Source organism: Pseudomonas sp. S35 (genome assembly GCF_009866765.1).
GTDB lineage: Bacteria > Pseudomonadota > Gammaproteobacteria > Pseudomonadales > Pseudomonadaceae > Aquipseudomonas.
Window position 1 is genome coordinate 3,436,828 of sequence record NZ_CP019431.1, and the last position, 16,230, is coordinate 3,453,057.

Annotated in this window: 16 protein-coding genes and 1 tRNA gene; 10 read left to right on the forward strand and 7 right to left on the reverse strand. The window is 60.5% G+C overall.

Going from position 1 to position 16,230, the window contains the following annotated elements:
• Positions 1-6: 6 nt before the first annotated feature.
• From PspS35_RS15245 to PspS35_RS30075, 3 genes are all read right to left on the reverse strand, one after another.
• A complete protein-coding gene (locus PspS35_RS15245; protein WP_159938051.1) occupies positions 7-987 on the reverse strand; it encodes a GlxA family transcriptional regulator in 981 nt (326 codons plus the stop codon).
• A 342-nt stretch (positions 988-1,329) separates the two neighbouring features.
• Positions 1,330-1,938 carry a LysE family translocator gene (locus PspS35_RS15250; RefSeq protein ID WP_159935576.1) on the reverse strand — a complete coding sequence of 203 codons (609 nt, stop codon included), beginning with the start codon at positions 1,936-1,938 and terminating at the stop codon, positions 1,330-1,332.
• A 271-nt stretch (positions 1,939-2,209) separates the two neighbouring features.
• Complete coding sequence (locus PspS35_RS30075) at positions 2,210-2,374, reverse strand: hypothetical protein (protein WP_174244815.1); 165 nt, start codon at positions 2,372-2,374, stop codon at positions 2,210-2,212.
• A gap of 151 nt (positions 2,375-2,525) precedes the next feature.
• Here PspS35_RS30075 and PspS35_RS15255 point away from each other — a divergent pair, with 151 nt between their 5' ends.
• Positions 2,526-2,771, forward strand: coding sequence for a hypothetical protein (locus PspS35_RS15255; RefSeq protein WP_159935577.1), 246 nt, complete (start codon positions 2,526-2,528; stop codon positions 2,769-2,771).
• A gap of 136 nt (positions 2,772-2,907) precedes the next feature.
• Here PspS35_RS15255 and PspS35_RS15260 read toward each other — a convergent pair.
• A tRNA-Cys gene (locus PspS35_RS15260) sits at positions 2,908-2,981 on the reverse strand.
• Between the two features lie 212 nt (positions 2,982-3,193).
• Positions 3,194-5,482 (reverse strand): acylase, encoded by a 2,289-nt coding sequence (locus PspS35_RS15265; protein ID WP_159935578.1) that lies wholly within the window; start codon positions 5,480-5,482, stop codon positions 3,194-3,196.
• A gap of 238 nt (positions 5,483-5,720) precedes the next feature.
• Here PspS35_RS15265 and PspS35_RS15270 point away from each other — a divergent pair, with 238 nt between their 5' ends.
• Complete coding sequence (locus tag PspS35_RS15270) at positions 5,721-6,101, forward strand: fe2+ zn2+ uptake regulation protein (protein ID WP_159935579.1); 381 nt, start codon at positions 5,721-5,723, stop codon at positions 6,099-6,101.
• Position 6,102: 1 nt separating this feature from the next.
• Here the strand turns inward: PspS35_RS15270 and PspS35_RS15275 are convergent, their stop codons facing one another.
• Together PspS35_RS15275 and PspS35_RS15280 are read right to left on the reverse strand one after the other, a co-directional pair.
• The gene (locus tag PspS35_RS15275; protein ID WP_159935580.1) at positions 6,103-6,297 is read right to left on the reverse strand and encodes a hypothetical protein; all 195 of its coding nucleotides are present in this window, start codon (positions 6,295-6,297) and stop codon (positions 6,103-6,105) included.
• A 145-nt stretch (positions 6,298-6,442) separates the two neighbouring features.
• Positions 6,443-7,354, reverse strand: a complete 912-nt coding sequence (locus PspS35_RS15280) for a LysR family transcriptional regulator (RefSeq protein ID WP_159935581.1) — start codon at positions 7,352-7,354, stop codon at positions 6,443-6,445.
• 116 nt (positions 7,355-7,470) lie between these two features.
• Between PspS35_RS15280 and PspS35_RS15285 the strand changes: the two genes are divergently transcribed.
• The 8 genes from PspS35_RS15285 (at position 7,471) to glgA (ending at position 16,226) form a co-directional block, all read left to right on the forward strand.
• Complete coding sequence (locus PspS35_RS15285; protein ID WP_159935582.1) at positions 7,471-8,466, forward strand: aldo/keto reductase; 996 nt, start codon at positions 7,471-7,473, stop codon at positions 8,464-8,466.
• A 133-nt stretch (positions 8,467-8,599) separates the two neighbouring features.
• Positions 8,600-10,594 carry a methyl-accepting chemotaxis protein gene (locus PspS35_RS15290; protein ID WP_159935583.1) on the forward strand — a complete coding sequence of 665 codons (1,995 nt, stop codon included), beginning with the start codon at positions 8,600-8,602 and terminating at the stop codon, positions 10,592-10,594.
• Between the two features lie 78 nt (positions 10,595-10,672).
• Positions 10,673-11,131, forward strand: coding sequence for an SRPBCC family protein (locus PspS35_RS15295; protein ID WP_159935584.1), 459 nt, complete (start codon positions 10,673-10,675; stop codon positions 11,129-11,131).
• Positions 11,132-11,213: 82 nt separating this feature from the next.
• A complete protein-coding gene (locus PspS35_RS15300; protein ID WP_159935585.1) occupies positions 11,214-11,660 on the forward strand; it encodes a DUF411 domain-containing protein in 447 nt (148 codons plus the stop codon).
• 3 nt (positions 11,661-11,663) lie between these two features.
• Complete coding sequence (locus PspS35_RS15305) at positions 11,664-12,107, forward strand: YqaA family protein (protein WP_174244816.1); 444 nt, start codon at positions 11,664-11,666, stop codon at positions 12,105-12,107.
• A 44-nt stretch (positions 12,108-12,151) separates the two neighbouring features.
• On the forward strand, positions 12,152-13,153 hold the full coding sequence (locus PspS35_RS15310) for an alpha/beta hydrolase (RefSeq protein ID WP_159935587.1): 1,002 nt from the start codon (positions 12,152-12,154) through the stop codon (positions 13,151-13,153).
• A gap of 26 nt (positions 13,154-13,179) precedes the next feature.
• On the forward strand, positions 13,180-14,133 hold the full coding sequence (locus tag PspS35_RS15315) for a D-2-hydroxyacid dehydrogenase family protein (protein ID WP_159935588.1): 954 nt from the start codon (positions 13,180-13,182) through the stop codon (positions 14,131-14,133).
• A 536-nt stretch (positions 14,134-14,669) separates the two neighbouring features.
• A complete protein-coding gene (glgA, locus tag PspS35_RS15320) occupies positions 14,670-16,226 on the forward strand; it encodes a glycogen synthase GlgA (protein ID WP_159935589.1) in 1,557 nt (518 codons plus the stop codon).
• Positions 16,227-16,230 lie beyond the last annotated feature (4 nt).

Sequence of the window (16,230 nt, forward strand, 5' to 3'; positions counted from 1 at the left end):
CTTGCGTTACTTGACCAATCGCTTCTCTTTGGAGGGGCGATAGCCGAAATACGAGCTGTAGCACTTGCTGAAATGGCTGGGCGATACAAACCCGCATGCCACCAGCACTTCCACTTGCGACAACTCGGTGTGCTGCAACAACCGGCGCGCCTCGGTCACGCGCAGCTCCATGTAGTAGCGCTGCGGCGTGGTGCCCAGTTGCTCCTTGAACAGACGCTCAAGTTGGCGGCGGGAACGGCCGGCGTACACCGCCAGTTGGTCGAGCTCCAGCGGCTCCTCCAGGTTGGCGTCCATCAGCTTCACCACTTCACGCAGTGGCGCGCTGACGCTGACGTTTTCAGTGGGCTTGATCCGCCGATAGCGGGACTCTTCAAACGCCAGAATGTCCTCGATACCTTCGACCAAGGCTTTGTCGTGCAGGCTCTTGATCCAATCCAGCGCCATATGAAACGCGCCAGACGGGCTGGAAGCGGTCAGGCGGTCGCGGTCGATCACGTAGGGCTCGCTGGTGACGTGGGTAGCCTTGGACACTTCGGCCAGCGCCGGGCGGTGTTCCGGGTGGATGGCGCAGCGGTAGCCCTGCAATAGCCCGGCGCGCCCGAGAAACCAGGCGCCGTTCCACAATCCCGCCAGGTGCACGCCGTGCTCGGCAGCGCTGCGCAGCAGCTGGTTGAAATCCTCGCTGGCCTTGAGTTCGGTACGAAAACCGCCACAGATCACCAGCAGTTGCAGATCCTGCAGCGCATGGGCATCCAGCCGCGCATCGGGGCGGATGATCAGTCCCAGGTCGCTGATCACTTCACCGTCACCCCAGCCAAACGTACGCGACGCAAACAGATCAGGACGCAGCAGATTGGCGGTGACGAAGGTGTCGAGGGTCTGGGTGAAGGCTGGCAGGGAAAAATGTTCAAGCAACAGGAAGCCGACGCGGGTGACCGACGCCGGCTGCGAGGTTTCATTGAGGTAGCGCAGGTTCTTGCCTTTCATGCCGCCGCTGAATTGACGTCTTTCCATCGAGGGTTGGCCCACTCTTATTGTTGATGCAGTGGGCGCCATCTTAGGGGGAAATACGCTGGCTGTCTCAGGCGCTGATCCTGAAAAAAAACCAGGGCACAGCAGGCCGTGGCAGAACAGTGCAGAGCGCATCTGATACGGTTTTTTCTTTGTTATCTGCGCCTGTATTGAAACGCCCTCAAGGCGGACAATAACCCCAATCCTTTTTCCCTTCCCTTCGGAGGCCTCATGACCAAGATGGCGATTTTCCTGTTCGGTTTTTTAGTGCTGACCATCGGCATCGGCCTGTTGGCGACCATCTCGCCGGTCTAGCACTTAGCTGGCAAACAGCATCGGGTACAGCGACAACACCAGCAAGCCGGCCATGGACAGGTTGAACAGCCTCAGCCAACGCGGCTCACGCAACACATTGCGCAGGCCGCTGCCACACACCACCCACACGCACACGCTGGGCAGGTTCACCACTGCGAAGACCAGCGCAATCACCAGCACGTTGGTGACATAACCCTCTGCCGGCGTGTAAGTCGTAATGGCCCCCAGCGCCATGATCCACGCTTTGGGGTTGACCCACTGAAACGCCGCCGCGCCCAAAAAGGTCATGGGCTTGCCGCGTGCGTCATTGCTGTCGGACATGCCCCCCGCCGTGGCGATCTTCCACGCCAGGTACAACAAGTACGCCGCGCCCACATAGCGCAGCACGGTGTAGGCCCAAGGGAACACCTTGAACACTTCGCCCAGCCCCAGGCCAACCGAAATCACCAACAGCATGAAACCGATACTGATGCCCAGCGCATGGGGCATCGAGCGGCGAAACCCGAAGTTCACCCCCGAGGCCAGCAACATGGTGTTGTTGGGGCCCGGGGTGATCGAAGACACGAAGGCAAACAGCACAAAGGCCGAGAGCAGGCTGGTGGACATGAACATGAGGCGGCATCCAAGCAGAGGGGGTATGCCGGCGACAGTAGTGGGTTATGGCCTTCCCTGCCCCGTACAGCGAGGCGCGGATTGAGGCATACACTTTTTACGGCGGCTTTCACAAACCTTTCACAGACGACTGGCTAGGGTGGGCCCAGCTCCTAATGAACATCCCTTTTAGCCCGTGCTCCCCATCGCGGGCTTTTCTTTGTCCGCAATTTATCCCAGGCAAAAAAAGAGGCCGGTCATTGCTCATGACCGGCCTCTCATTGATTAACGGTTAACGCTGGCCACCACCGCCGCCAGGGCCGCCGCCCTGACCGTGACCGCCACCACCATGGCCACCCCCACCGCCACCACCCGCAGGCATGAACATCCAGCAGCCCGACAAGGTCGACAACAGCGCGACAACAACAGCCGCCTTGGTTAGGTAATTCAACTTCATGACAACGCTCTCTGCTTTACAAGATGGGGTGTACGTAAGATAAGACCGCTGCAAATGACGTCCGTCACGGGTTTCGTGTAACGTCTTGGTAGGGTTTGTGTTGGGGTGGATACACTGCGAATGCACTGGGCTTGAGCAAGGAAGTAAATAGATGAAAGAGTTGATACAGGGTCTCGACGGACCCCGAACCGCCCAGCAGGAATTGTTCTATGATCTTGAAGATGCGGCGGCGGTTATTGGATGGTCAGTCATGGAATTGACCGCCCTGGCGGCAAATGGCAGAGCGCCGAATGAGGCGGCAGCATTGATGAGGATATGTACGCTGCTGGGGCATCAACAGGAAAAAATTGCGGCGTATGCAGGTGAAGTTAAGGGGCTGCGCATCAACAGGGTGTGAATCAGCGTACCGGGCCCGGCAAAAACGCCTGGAGACGGTGATTCTATCCACGTGCCGCCCGTGTTCATCTGAGCGGCTGACTTTCCACCCGGGAATAAAAAACCCCGTAGACGTTAATCTACGGGGTTTTCAAGAGTGGAGGCCGAGGTCGGAATCGAACCGGCGTAGGTGGATTTGCAATCCACTGCATAACCATTTTGCTACTCGGCCTCAAACGATCAATGCCCTTGTCGCTGGCAATTACCGCATAAAAACTTGAGTGGGCTATAAAGCCATGCCTCTACTCTAACTTATTGAATACATTGAAGTTTTTAATGCTTCGTTGCGTTCGATGGGCGCCATTATGTACTCATTTGCCAATGCCTGCAACCCCTTGATTTCAAAAATATTTCGCATTGGCATCAAGGGGTTGCGCGCGCGCCCTACTCCTTGATGCGCTGGGTCTGGTACTGCGGGTCGGCCTTGATCTGGGCTTCGGTAAACGGTAGCGGGCGCAGTTTTTTCTCGGAGAAGGCTTGGGTCTGGTCCTTCGCGTATTTCGACATCGGGTTGCTGGACAGGGAGAACGCGAGCACGCCCTGAGCCTGTGGGCCGTTGTCATCAAAGGTGACGATTTGCAGGTAGCTGCTGCCGCTGACCACTTCGCGCTTGCCGTCGGCGCGGGGCACGGTTTGTATGGCGTTGTAGATGCCCAGTTCCTGTGGTCCGCCGTGGATCGGGGTTTGGCCGCTGACTTGGACATCACCCCAGTGGCTGTTGGCGTTGAGGCCCAGCTTGGCGACCTCGGCGGTGGAGGCCAGCATGGCTTCGCGCAGGGCAGCCGCGACAGGTTCGCGGTCGATGGCCAGACCCCGTGGCGTGGTCAGCGGCTGGGCCGGGTCGAAGGCAACGCGCCAGGCGTCAGGGATTTGCTGCAGGTGCTCCACCAGGTTGATGAAGTGCACCAGGCCCACGCCGCTGTCGAGGTTGGCGTGCCGGTCCCAGTCTTTGAGGCTTGTGCACAGCGGCGCCAGCGCGGCTGCATCGGCGCCCAGGTGCTTGGCGCAGAACGCGAGCAGGTCCGGCATGACTTGACCCGCCAGGTACACCTCGTTGTCCATCACCATGTTTTGCAGGTCGGCTACCGTGATCGGCTGCTTGTCCAGTGATTGCAGGCGTTGCAGGGCGAAGCGGGCGCGTGGGCCGAGGCCGATGTTGTCCTGGCTGATCACCGGTGAGAAGCCTGCCAGCGGAGCCTTGGGGTTGGCCATCCAGGCCGAGTCGTTGGAGTGTTGAACGTAGTCAGTGCGCGCCAGTTGCGGCAACTGGTCGGCCGGGAAGATACCGGCCTGGGCCGCACGCGGGTCAATATCCCAGGCACAGGCGCTGTGGGCGCCATCGAGCATGATCATTTGCAGGCCGGCACGCGGGTCGCTGCATTGCGCCAGTTTCGCTGCGCTGACGTTGGGCACCACGGACAGGTTCATGTACAGGCTCTGGCCCTGGTCGTCGGCGGCCAGGGTGTTGACCCAGGGAATGCCTTGCAGGGTGTGTACCGAGGTTTGCAGTTCCTTGAGGCTGCCCGCGCGGTTCATGGCGTACCACTGTTGCAACACGCGATCATTGCCAAGGTTGGCGTCGCGCAGGCTGAAGGCGTAGCGGCTGTCCCAGTCCAGCTTGCCCGGCCATTGCACCACCGGGCCGAATTGCGAGCTATAGACCGTATGGCTGAGCGCTTTCAGGCTGCCGTCAGCTTGTTTGACCTGCACCTTCACCGAGGTTTTATCCAGGGCAATGGATTTACCATCCAGCAAGTAGCGCGTGGCGTCCTTGGGGTCCAGCGTCAGTCGGTACAGGGTGAAATGCTTGGAAGTGTCGACGGTATGGGTCCAGGCCACGTGCTGGTTAAAGCCGATATTCACCACCGGCAAGCCCGGCAATGCGGCCCCCATCACATCCAACTGGCCGGGGATGGTCAGGTGCATCTCATAAAAGCGCATGCCTCCCACCCAAGGAAAGTGCGGGTTGGCCAGCAACATACCGCGACCGTTGAAGGAGCGATCACGCCCAACGGCGACAGCGTTACTGCCACGGTCCAGGCTGAAACGTTGCTGGTTGGCGGCAGCGAGTTCAAAGGCCTTGTCGCTCGTTTGCAGACCGGCTGTGGCTTGAGGCGGTTTGGCACCGACCAGGGCTTCGGCAAATTGGCCGACACCGCCTTCCACCAGCAGCCTACGGGTCAACTTGACCAGATCCTCGGCAACCAACGGCCGTACCCACGCCGTGCGGCACTGCTCAGGTGCGCCCTGCTCTTTCAGATAATGGTTGTAACCGGCGACGTAGCCTTCTATACGCTGCTGGATCTGCGGGCTCTGCGCTTTCCAGAACGCGGCAACCGCATCCGGCGTATTCAGCCAGGTGAAAAACACATCACTGGCCAGGTTGTTGCGCTCCTCCAGGGTCGACTGATCGGGACCAAAATACTTGGCTCGCTCACCGTTCACCGTCACCACTTCGTTGGCCAGCAGGCACAGGTTGTCCTGGGCGTAGGCGTAACCGATGCCGAACCCCAGGCCGCGCTCATCGCTGGCGCGGATGTGCGGCACGCCAAAGCTGGTACGCCGGATATCTGCCGACGCCTGCGCCACTTGTTCCCGCGCCGAGGCGGCCAGGCTCAACCCCAGCAATACCCCCGCCACGCATACCCTGGACAACCCATTGGAAATTATCACGCAGACTCCACCGTCAAATTGAACACCCTCACCAGGGGTGACTCCCCCTCCGTAAGAACGCAAAACGCCGGGAACAATTTAGCGTGCACAGCCATTAATGTAAGACGGCCGGAATGTGACAAAACCGACACTGACGAAATTTCTACATCCAACACTTCATGATTTTGCTCGCTCGTTCGTCTTATTACTTAAGAGCGCCATCATTTTCCTGATCAGGCTCTGATAAGGAGTTTTTTGCATGTACAACCCGCCAGTGCCCATGGAAGGACATTCAACGGCCGCCGATGCCAATTTCGGCAGCGGCACGCAAGCGTTCGGCAAAGCGCCCGAACAGCAAGGCAACCAGCGTATTCGCCATCTGCTCAAGAGTTTCGGTCTGCGCACCAGCCTGATTCGGCTGAAGGTCATCGACGCCCTGCTCACTGCGGCCGACAACCAGCGCACCCTGGGGGTACGCGGAGTGCACAGCCATTTACTTGAGCTGGACATCCCGCTGTCGTTCCTGAGTGTGCGCGAAGTGCTCAAGCGCCTGTGCAGTGAGGGCGTGATAACCCTCAATGCCGATAAGAGCTACAGCCTCCACGAAGAGGCTGCCAAAGTGCTCGAAGGTCGCGCCTGAATCAGAGGTTGGGCTTGACCTTGCGACGCATGATGCCGTTGATCACCACCACCGTTACAGCAATCGCAATGGCGATGTACTGGAAGGTTTTTTCGCTGATGACCCCGGTGTTCTGCAGGTAGGACAGGCCAAACATCGACCCCAGTACGACCAGGGAAATCAGAATGGAGTATTTCAAGCGTTGCTTTTGGGTCATGACGGGTTCCTGAACCTTAAGAATGTAACCAACCAGAATCGGCAGCGGCCCATATTACAGGCGATCAATGGCTTTGGCTCGTAGGGCGTCTTGCTTCGGACTGTCAGTCTCATCGCCATCCATTGTGTCCAACCCCGGCGCAGGCCTAGCGATGCAACCCGTTGCCGGGCTGCGCGCATAGCTCGACCAACCAATCCACAAACACCCTGACCCGCTGCGACAACTGGCGGTGCGGGGGGTACAGCGCGGTCAGGGCCATTTTCGGCACGGCCAACTGTGGCATCACTTCGACCAGAGTGCCCTCGGCCAAGCGCTGCACGGCGTGATAGTACGGCGCCTGGATCAACCCATACCCGGCCTCGCAGGCGCAGAAATAGCCATCTGCACTGTTGACCGCGACCCTCTTCGGCAAGTTGACCGCGCACACCTCGTTACCCCGTTCAAACTCCAGGCCAAACCGTTTGCCACTGGCGCTGGAAACGTATTCGACCATCTGGTGGCGAGCCAAGTCGTCGAAGGTGTCGGGCACCCCCATGCGTGCGAGGTATATGGGGCTGGCCAGGGTGATTTGATCCATCATTGCCAGCGGCCTTGCCACCAGCGACTCATCCAGCGCCAACCCACCACGCAACACGCAATCCACGCCTTCGCGAATCAGGTCCACGGGGCGGTCGTTCAGGCCGATTTCCAGCTCGATCTGCGGGTAACGAGCGGTGAATGCCGGTAATGCTGGAATCACCAGGTAACGCCCAATACCCGCCGGCATATCAATGTTCAAAGTGCCGCGTGGGTTCTGGCGCTGGGCGCAGAACACCGCTTCGGTTTCTTCCAGGTCCGTCAGTAACTGCACACAGCGTTGGTAATACGCGGCACCGTCCAGGGTCGGGCTGACCTGACGCGTGGTGCGCTGCAACAGCTGTACGCCGAGATGAGCTTCCAGTTGCTTGATCAGCACAGTCACCGAAGCACGCGGTAATTGCAGGTTGTCGGCGGCCTTGGCAAAACCGCCCAGCTCAACGATCCGGGTAAACACGCGCATCGCGTTAAAACGATCCAAGGCTGGCTCCCAAGCGAATTATTTAGATATTACGAATAGTGATAGTGCTTTTAGCCTGTTTATCCCGATTTTGTCGAGAGTGACAATGAACGCCTTCACCTACAGGAGCAGCCCCCATGCACACTCGTCAACTCGGCAAAAACGGTCCACGTATTTCAGCCATCGGCCTCGGCTGCATGGGCATGACGGATTTCTACACGCCAGGCAGCGACACCCGCGAAGCCACTGCCACCCTGCACCGCGCCCTGGAGTTGGGTGTCAATTTTCTCGACACTGCCGACATGTACGGCCCCCACAGTAATGAGCAACTGATCGGCAACGCCATTGCCGGCAAGCGCGACCAGGTGTTCCTGGCCAGCAAGTTCGGCATCGTGCGCGACCCAGCCAACCCGACAGTGCGCGGCGTGAATGGCCGCCCCGAGTACATCCGCGAGTCAATCAACGGCACCTTGCAGCGCCTGGGCGTGGAAACCCTCGACCTTTACTACCAACACCGCATTGACCCGCAGGTAGCCATCGAAGAAACCGTCGGTGCTATGGCCGAATTGGTAAAACAGGGCAAGGTGCGTTACCTGGGCCTGAGCGAAGCCAGCGCCGCCACCCTGGAAAGGGCGCATAAGGTGCACCCGATCAGGGCCCTGCAAAGCGAATACTCGCTGTGGAGCCGCGATCAGCAACAAAACGGCTGCCTTGCTGCGTGCCAGCGCTTGGGGGTCGCGTTTGTGCCCTATAGCCCACTGGGGCGCGGCTTTCTGACCGGCGCGCTGAAAAGTCCGGAGGATTTTGGCGCCGATGACTATCGCCGGACCAATCCGCGTTTCCAGGGCGAGAATTTCGTGAAAAACCTGCTGCTGGTGGAGCAGGTGCAGACGCTGGCGGCAGATAAAGGCATAACAGCCGGGCAACTGGCGCTGGCGTGGGTGCTGGCGCAAGGCGACTACCTCATCCCGATCCCCGGCACCAAGCAACGCAGGTACCTCGAAGAGAATGTGGCGGCCGTGTCGATCAGCCTCAGCCCGGGTGAGCTGGCGGCGTTGGACGCGATCTTCCCCGCCGAGGCCACGGCCGGCCAGCGTTACCCAGAAGACGTCATGCGGATGCTGAATATCTGACGAAAAGGCGCCGCCCTGCGGCGCCTGCACGTTCTTGCACGAACGTACCTAAAGCTCCTGTGCGCCAAGCCGATAGCCCTACGAAGCTCTAACAAAGCCGCCTCGATAATAAACGCTTCGTAAGGACTGCCCCATGCCCCCACTGCGCTCTATCCAAGCCCGCTATACCCTTTTTCTGGTGCTGTTCGTCCTGGTGTTATTCGTGTTGACGGTGGTCGGGATCGGCCAACTGGTCGCACCCACGCTGCGCCACACCGAAGAACAGGTGGTGCTCAACCGTGTGGCCGAGGTGGCCGAACAGATCAAGGGCGAACTGAACAAGGTGCAGGCCCAGCAACGCACCATCACCCAAACCATTCCCCTGCTCGACAGCGATGCCATCGATAAAGTCCTGCCTGGCCTCGTGGACCAGTATGGCGAGCTGAAAGTATTCGGCGGCGGCATCTGGCCCTTACCCAACCAGCGCACGCCGGGCCGTAACAAGCACAGTACGTTCTGGCACCGCGATGCGTCCGGCAAACTGGCGGTGAACACCTTCTGGAACAGTGACCCCGCGCCCAACTATTACGACCAGAGCTGGTACAAAGGTGGCCTTGCCTCGCCGCGCGGGCAATGCGCCTGGGCCGCAGCCTACAAGGACGACGCCAGCCAGGAGCCGCGCACCAACTGCGCCATGGCGATCCAGCGCGATGGCGCCGCGTACGGCGTGGCGACCATTGACGTGACCCTGGGCTTTTTCAATGAGCTGGTGGCCAGCAAGGAAAAAGACATCGGCGGGCAAATGCTGATCGTCGAAAGCGACGGCAAGATCATCAGCAACAGCACGCGCCTGAGCAGCCCGGTGGTGTTGAAGAACATCAGCGAACTCAGCGCTACGTCGGCGTTTGCCGCCCAAGTCAGCAAGGCCCTGGCCCATCGCGACCAAGGCTTGCAACGCAGCGAATTCGACAACGGTGGCGTGGCCAGCACCTTCTATATGCGCCCCATCGAAGGCACGCCGTGGTTCCTTGCCACTGCCCTGCCCACCTCACTGATCACCGCCCAGCGTGACGATGTACTGGGCAGCCTGGCGCTGTTGCAGATCCCGATGGTATTGCTGCTGGTGCTGTTGGCGGTGTACGCGATCCGCCAACTGGTGCAGCGCATGAAAACCCTGAAAACCAACATCGACGCGCTGTCCGCCGGCGATGCCGACCTCACTCGACGCATCACCATTCGCGCCGAAGACGAACTGGGCGCCATCGGCCATTCGGTCAACCGTTTTATCGTCTACCTGCAAAACATGATCGGCGAAGTGACCCAGGCCACGGGCGCCATGTCCGCGGGGCTTGAGCAATTGCAGAAAACCTCGGCCCACACCAACCAGATCCTGGTGCGCCATGCCTCGGAAACCGATCAAACCGTCACGGCCATTACCGAGATGAGCTCCACTGCCGACAACGTGGCACAAAACGCTGCCGAAACCGCCTCGTTCACCCAGCGGGCCAATGAGCATGCCGACCGCTCCCGCGTGGTCGTTGGCGAAGCGTCCAGCAGCGTCAGCGCCCTGATCGGCGAAGTCGCCAGCGCCACCCACACCGTAGAAAACATGCGCCAGGATGCGGCGCGTATCACCGAAACCCTGGGTGTGATCGGTGCGATTGCCGGCCAGACCAACCTGTTGGCGCTCAACGCAGCCATCGAAGCCGCGCGGGCCGGCGAGCAAGGCCGTGGCTTTGCGGTGGTGGCCGACGAAGTCCGCGCACTGGCCGCACGCACTCAAGCCAGCACGTCGCAGATCAATGAGATGCTGGCACGCTTGACCAGCGGCGTGAGCTCGTCGGTGGCGGCCATGGAAAACACCCAGGCCAGCTGCCAATCGGCGGCGGATGCCACGGCGCGGGTGAACACCGGTCTCGATGAGATGGCCGGCTCCGTCAGCCATATCAACAACCTCAGCACCCAGATCGCTACCGCCGCCGAACAGCAGAGCGCGGTGACCGAGGAGATCAATCGCAGCATGGTGCAGATCCGACAAATGGTTGAAGAGCTGGTGCACAGCGGCCATGCCACCGAAACCAATACCCAGAGCCTGCTGGATGCAAATGGTCGGGTCATCGCCTTGATGAGTCGATTCAAAGTCCGCTGATCAAAACGGCGAGTGCTCCCGTGCAAAGCACGGGAGTCGGACTATTCTGACAGTTCCTAGCCACACAGGAGGTGTGCCATGCGCGCTGCCGAGCAGTCGGTCCGCTTGGAGCGGATCAGTCAGGAACGTTTCATCCAGGCCCCTATTGATGCCGTTTACGACTACGTGACCCAGCCGGATCGCTGGCATGAATGGCACCCCACATCCCTCAGTGCCGAGACTGGCACCCGCGGCTCCCTCCCTGCCGGTGCGCGGTTTACCGAAATGATCGACCTGCTGGGGGTACGCGTGCCCATGAGCTACCGCGTGCAGATCGCAAGCCGTCCCAGCGAGTTCAAGACTGTGTTCACGTCCCTGGCCGTCGACGGTTCCATCCACTATTTTTTGCAGCCCTTTCGCGACGGCACCCTGTTCAAGCGTGTGCTCACCTATGAAACCGAACTGCAACTGGTCAGCCTGCACGAGCGCATGATCGAGCTGTCGGCCATTGCCCTGGACCAGCTCAAGCACCGGATGGAAAACTCGAATTTTGTATAACTTTGAAACATTACCACGGCGTGCGCGTGATAAAAGCGCGGAGAATGCCCGGCTTACTGCCTGGTATTGGACGAAAAAACTGATGAAAAACCCATTGCGATTGGCCCTGCTGTGCGCGCTGTTCACCACCACCCTGGCCCAGGCCGCCGACCTTATTCCCATCGACGTGCACCGTGACGCCAATTGCGGCTGCTGCAAAAAGTGGATCAGCCACCTGCAAAGCAACGGCTTCAAGGTCAACGACCATGTCGAAGCCGACATGAGCGCGGTCAAGCAACGCCTGGGCGTCGCCCCGCGCCTAGGCTCGTGCCACACCGCCGTGATCGACGGCAAGTTCGTCGAAGGCCATGTACCCGCCGAACAGGTGCTGGCCTTGCGCAAGCGCGACGACCTGTTGGGCATCGCCGCACCGGGCATGCCAATGGGCTCGCCGGGCATGGAAATGGATGGGCGCAGCGAGGCCTATCAAATCATAGGCCTGACCCGCGAGGGCAACGATGTGGTGGTGGCCCAATACCCGGCGCACTGATCGGTGCTGATGGGTTACCTGGGCCTGTTCGTCGCCGCGTTTGGTGCGGCGACCCTGCTGCCGTTGCAATCGGAAGCGGTGCTGGTGGGCCTGCTGGTCAGCGGTCACTACAACCTGGGGTGGCTGCTGGGCATCGCCACCCTGGGCAATGTGCTTGGCTCGCTGGTCAACTGGTGGCTGGGGCGCTGGGTGGAACACTTCAGGGGGCGGCGCTGGTTTCCGGTCAGCGACCGGCAACTGGATAAAGCCCGCACCCATTACCAACGCTGGGGACATTGGACGCTGCTGCTCAGTTGGGTGCCGATCATTGGCGACCCGCTGACCTTGGTCGCCGGGGTGATGCGCGAGCCGTTGTGGCGGTTCCTGCTGCTGGTGACCCTGGCCAAAGGCCTGCGCTATGCGGTACTGGCCGCCGTTACCTTGCAATGGGTGTTAATCCCTACTTAATCCCCCGCAAAGAGCATCCGGGCACCCTTCCCGGAGCACCGCCCATGCCTCTATCCCGTGCGTTTTGCATCGCCGGCCTGCTTGTGACCAGCGCCGCGCCCGCCGTCGCCGCCACCTATGGCCCCGAACTGCAAGGCTTCCAATACCCCTACCCGCTCGAGCATTTCCACTTCCAGTCCCAAGGCGAATCCTTGCAGATGGGCTACATGGACGTGCCGCCCAAGGGCACCGCCAACGGTCGCGCCGTGGTGCTAATGCATGGCAAAAACTTCTGCGGTGCAACCTGGGAAGGCTCGATCAAAGCCCTGAGCGACGCGGGTTACCGTGTGATTGCCCCGGACCAGATCGGTTTTTGCAGCGCCAGCAAACCCGAGCACTACCAATACAGCTTCCAGCAATTGGCGCTCAACACCCATCAACTGCTGGAAAACCTCGGCATTCGCAAGGCCACGATCCTCGGCCACTCCACCGGCGGCATGCTGGCGACTCGTTACGCGCTGATGTACCCCGAGCAGACCGAGCAGTTGGCACTCGTTAACCCCATCGGCCTGGAAGACTGGAAAGCCCTGGGCGTGCCAGCGCTGAGCGTCGACCAGTGGTATGCCCGTGAACTCAAGGTCAGCGCCGAAGGTATTCGCAAGTACCAGCTCAACACCTATTACGTCGGGCGCTGGAAGCCCGAATACGAGCGCTGGGTGGACATGTACGCGGGCCTGAGCAACGGCCCGGGCCATACGCGGGTCGCATGGAACTCGGCGTTGATTTACGACATGATCTTCACCCAGCCGGTCTACTACGAGTTCAAAAACCTGCCAATGCCCACGCTGCTGCTGATCGGCACGTCTGACAATACCGCCATCGGCAAGGATGTCGCGCCGCCGCAGGTCAAGGCCCGGCTCGGCAACTATGCCGTCTTGGGCAAGCAAGTGGCCAAGCTGATTCCCCACGCCACCCTGGTGGAGTTCCCCGGCCTGGGCCACGCACCGCAGATGGAAGAACCGGCGAAGTTTCACCAAGCGCTGTTGCAGGGCTTGAACGCGCTTTAATCCAACCTTTTTCGAGGCACTCGTGAATGTCGGTACAGATCGCAGTGATTGATGATTGGCAGAATGTGGCCAGTGGCGTGGTGGATTGGTCGGTGCTGGAGTCGGTGGGCCAAGTGCACGTGCTGCACGAATACCCAGCAGAGACCGCCGTGATGATCGAGCGCTTGCAGGCCTTTGAGGTGATTTGCGTGATGCGCGAACGCACCACCTTCGACAAAGCGCTGTTGCAGGGCCTGCCCAAGCTCAAGTTGCTGGTGACCGGGGGTATGCGCAACGCCGCCATCGACATTGCGGCCGCCACGGCCCTGGGCATTCAGGTCTGCGGCACCGACAGCTACAAACACGCCGCCCCCGAGTTGACCTGGGCGCTGATCATGGCCTGCACCCGCAACCTGTTGGCCGAAGCCAACGCCTTAAGAGCGGGCCATTGGCAAGTGGGGCTGGGCGGCGACCTGTATGGCAAGACCTTGGGCATTCTTGGGCTGGGCAGCATTGGCCAGAAGGTCGCGCAGTTTGGCCAAGTGTTCGGCATGCGCGTGATTGCCTGGAGTGAAAACCTCACGCCGCAGCGTGCGGCCGCAGCCGGCGTGACCTGGGTCAGCAAGCAAGAATTGTTCGAGCAGGCCGATATCCTGAGCATCCACTTGGTACTCAGCGACCGCAGCCGTGGCTTGGTGGACGCCCAGGCGTTGGGCTGGATGAAACCCACGGCGCGGCTGGTGAATACTGCGCGGGGGCCGATTGTGGATGAGCAAGCGCTGGTGCAAGCCTTGAGCAGTGGCCGGCTGGCCGGCGCGGCCCTCGATGTGTACACCGAGGAGCCGTTGCCGCTGGATCATCCATTCCGGCGCTTGCCCAACGTGCTGGCCACGCCCCATGTCGGCTACGTGAGCGAGCAAAATTACCGGCAGTTCTACCAACAGATGATCGACGCTATTCACGCCTGGGCCAATGCGACGCCCATTCGCGTGCTCGGCTGACGCACCATTAAAGGGCGCCTCACACCACCGAGGCGCACACAGCCCATGCAGTGAGCAGGCTTGCCCTGCGCTGGGGCGCAAAGCGCTCCCAAATGGGCTGCACCCGCTACATTACGGCGCCCTCAATGGCGCTGCTTCGCCGCCCAGCGCAGGGCAGGCCTGCTCACCACAAACGGCCACCCAATCGGCTAATAACCGTTGAATGTCTGGTTACAAGTTTTTTGTCCTACAAAATCTTCCTAGAAAGCCTACAGGCTCTGGGATCTGTCCTAGACTCATGACCGATGGGTCCGTTCCAAAACAAAAACCCCGCAAAAAATCGAAACTTTCCGACTCTGCCATTGGTCCAGTTTTAAGGTAAGGCGAGCACACGCGCTTCACAGCACATGCCCGTCCATCCAATCTTTTTTCGCAACTCGTGCAACTGGCATACGCCTTGCCAGTTTGTACAGTGCTTGTGCGCCTGGCCGCAGGATGCGGTCAATCGGAGCTAGTGGCAGCGGGCCATTAGCCGACCAACAAAATGGGAGTGCATTATGATCAGTGCCGCAGTAGATACTCAGGGAGAGCGTTTCAGTCAGCCTGCAGGGGGGCCGACGTCGTTGGCCGACCTGCCCAATGCTGTGCGGCCGGTCGTGAGTCAAAACCCGAATCGAAAAAAAGTCTTGTTTGTCACCTCCGAGTTCGCCGACCTGGTGAAGACCGGCGGCCTGGGCGACGTCTCCGCTGCCCTGCCCCGCGCCATGGCCCATCTGCATGATGTGCGTGTGCTGATTCCCGGTTACCCGCAGGTCATGGAAAGCGACAACCCGATCCACATCATCGGTGAACTGGGCGGCCACGCGGCGCTGCCACCGTGCAAGATCGGGCGCATGGACCTCAAGGACGGCCTGGTCATCTATGTGTTGATCTGCCCCGAACTCTACGAGCGTGAAGGCACGCCATACGGCGCCAACAACGGCCGCGACTGGCCGGACAACCATATTCGCTTTGCCCGCCTGGGCCTGGCCGCCGCCGACATGGCCGCCAACCTCGCGCAGATCCACTGGTGCCCGGACCTGGTGCACGCCCACGACTGGCCTGCTGGCCTGGCCCCGGCGTACATGCACTGGCGTGGGTCACGCACGCCGACCCTGTTCACCATTCATAACCTCGCCTATCAGGGTGTGGTCAGCCTGGCCTCGACGCCCGAGCTGGGTATCCCGCCCCACGCCCTGCAACAAGAGGGCATGGAGTTCTACGGCAAGATGTCGTTCCTCAAGGCCGGCATGGCGTACTCCAGCCATATCACCACGGTGAGCGCCACCTACGCCCAGGAAATCACCACCCCGGAATTTGGCTGCGGCCTCGACGGTTTTCTCGCCGCCAAGACCCAGCAAGGCCTACTCAGTGGCATCCCCAACGGGATCGATGAAAGCTGGGAAACCTCGACCGACGAGCACCTGACCCACAACTTCAACATCGGCGACTGGGACGGCAAGGCCATCAACGCCGCCCACGTGCGCGAACTGTTCGGCCTGCACGACTCCAGCGGCCCGCTGTTTGCCGTGGTCTCGCGCCTGGTTTATCAAAAAGGCCTGGACCTGACCGAGGCGGTCGCCAGCTTTATCGTCGAGAACGGCGGCCAGATCGCGATTATCGGCCGTGGCGAGCCGGAAGAAGAACAAGCCATGCGTGAACTCGCCCTACGCTTTCCCGGTCAAGTCGGCGTACGCATTGGCTTCAACGAAACCGATGCGCGCCGCATGTTTGCCGGCAGCGACTTCCTGCTGATGCCCTCGCGCTACGAGCCCTGCGGCCTGAGCCAGATGTATGCCCAGCGCTTTGGCTCACTGCCGGTGGCACGCAATACCGGCGGGCTGGCGGACACCATCGAGAACGGCGTCACCGGGTTCCTGTTCAATGAATCCACCGTGGCAAGTTATGAAGAAGCCCTGAGCCGCGCGTTCAAGGTTTTCGCCTTCCCTGGCCTGCTCAACGCCATGCGCTGCCGCGCCATGACGCAACCCTTCAACTGGTGCCAGGCGGTCGAACCCTACGCCGAACTGTACGAACAACTTGTGGCCAAGGCCCTGGGGAAATCCGCTAAATAACCAA

Bases quoted from the DNA above. Each gene is read 5' to 3' on its own strand.
- PspS35_RS15270 (WP_159935579.1), top strand. From the start codon at position 5,721: ATGTACAACCCGCCAGTGCCCATGGAAGGACATTCAACGGCCGCCGAT.
- PspS35_RS15255 (WP_159935577.1), top strand. From the start codon at position 2,526: ATGAAAGAGTTGATACAGGGTCTCGACGGACCCCGAACCGCCCAGCAG.
- PspS35_RS15295 (WP_159935584.1), top strand. From the start codon at position 10,673: ATGCGCGCTGCCGAGCAGTCGGTCCGCTTGGAGCGGATCAGTCAGGAA.
- PspS35_RS30075 (WP_174244815.1), bottom strand. From the start codon at position 2,374: ATGAAGTTGAATTACCTAACCAAGGCGGCTGTTGTTGTCGCGCTGTTG.
- PspS35_RS15285 (WP_159935582.1), top strand. From the start codon at position 7,471: ATGCACACTCGTCAACTCGGCAAAAACGGTCCACGTATTTCAGCCATC.
- PspS35_RS15300 (WP_159935585.1), top strand. From the start codon at position 11,214: ATGAAAAACCCATTGCGATTGGCCCTGCTGTGCGCGCTGTTCACCACC.
- PspS35_RS15315 (WP_159935588.1), top strand. From the start codon at position 13,180: ATGTCGGTACAGATCGCAGTGATTGATGATTGGCAGAATGTGGCCAGT.
- PspS35_RS15310 (WP_159935587.1), top strand. From the start codon at position 12,152: ATGCCTCTATCCCGTGCGTTTTGCATCGCCGGCCTGCTTGTGACCAGC.
- PspS35_RS15250 (WP_159935576.1), bottom strand. From the start codon at position 1,938: ATGTTCATGTCCACCAGCCTGCTCTCGGCCTTTGTGCTGTTTGCCTTC.
- glgA (WP_159935589.1), top strand. From the start codon at position 14,670: ATGATCAGTGCCGCAGTAGATACTCAGGGAGAGCGTTTCAGTCAGCCT.
- PspS35_RS15275 (WP_159935580.1), bottom strand. From the start codon at position 6,297: ATGACCCAAAAGCAACGCTTGAAATACTCCATTCTGATTTCCCTGGTC.
- PspS35_RS15245 (WP_159938051.1), bottom strand. From the start codon at position 987: ATGAAAGGCAAGAACCTGCGCTACCTCAATGAAACCTCGCAGCCGGCG.
- PspS35_RS15290 (WP_159935583.1), top strand. From the start codon at position 8,600: ATGCCCCCACTGCGCTCTATCCAAGCCCGCTATACCCTTTTTCTGGTG.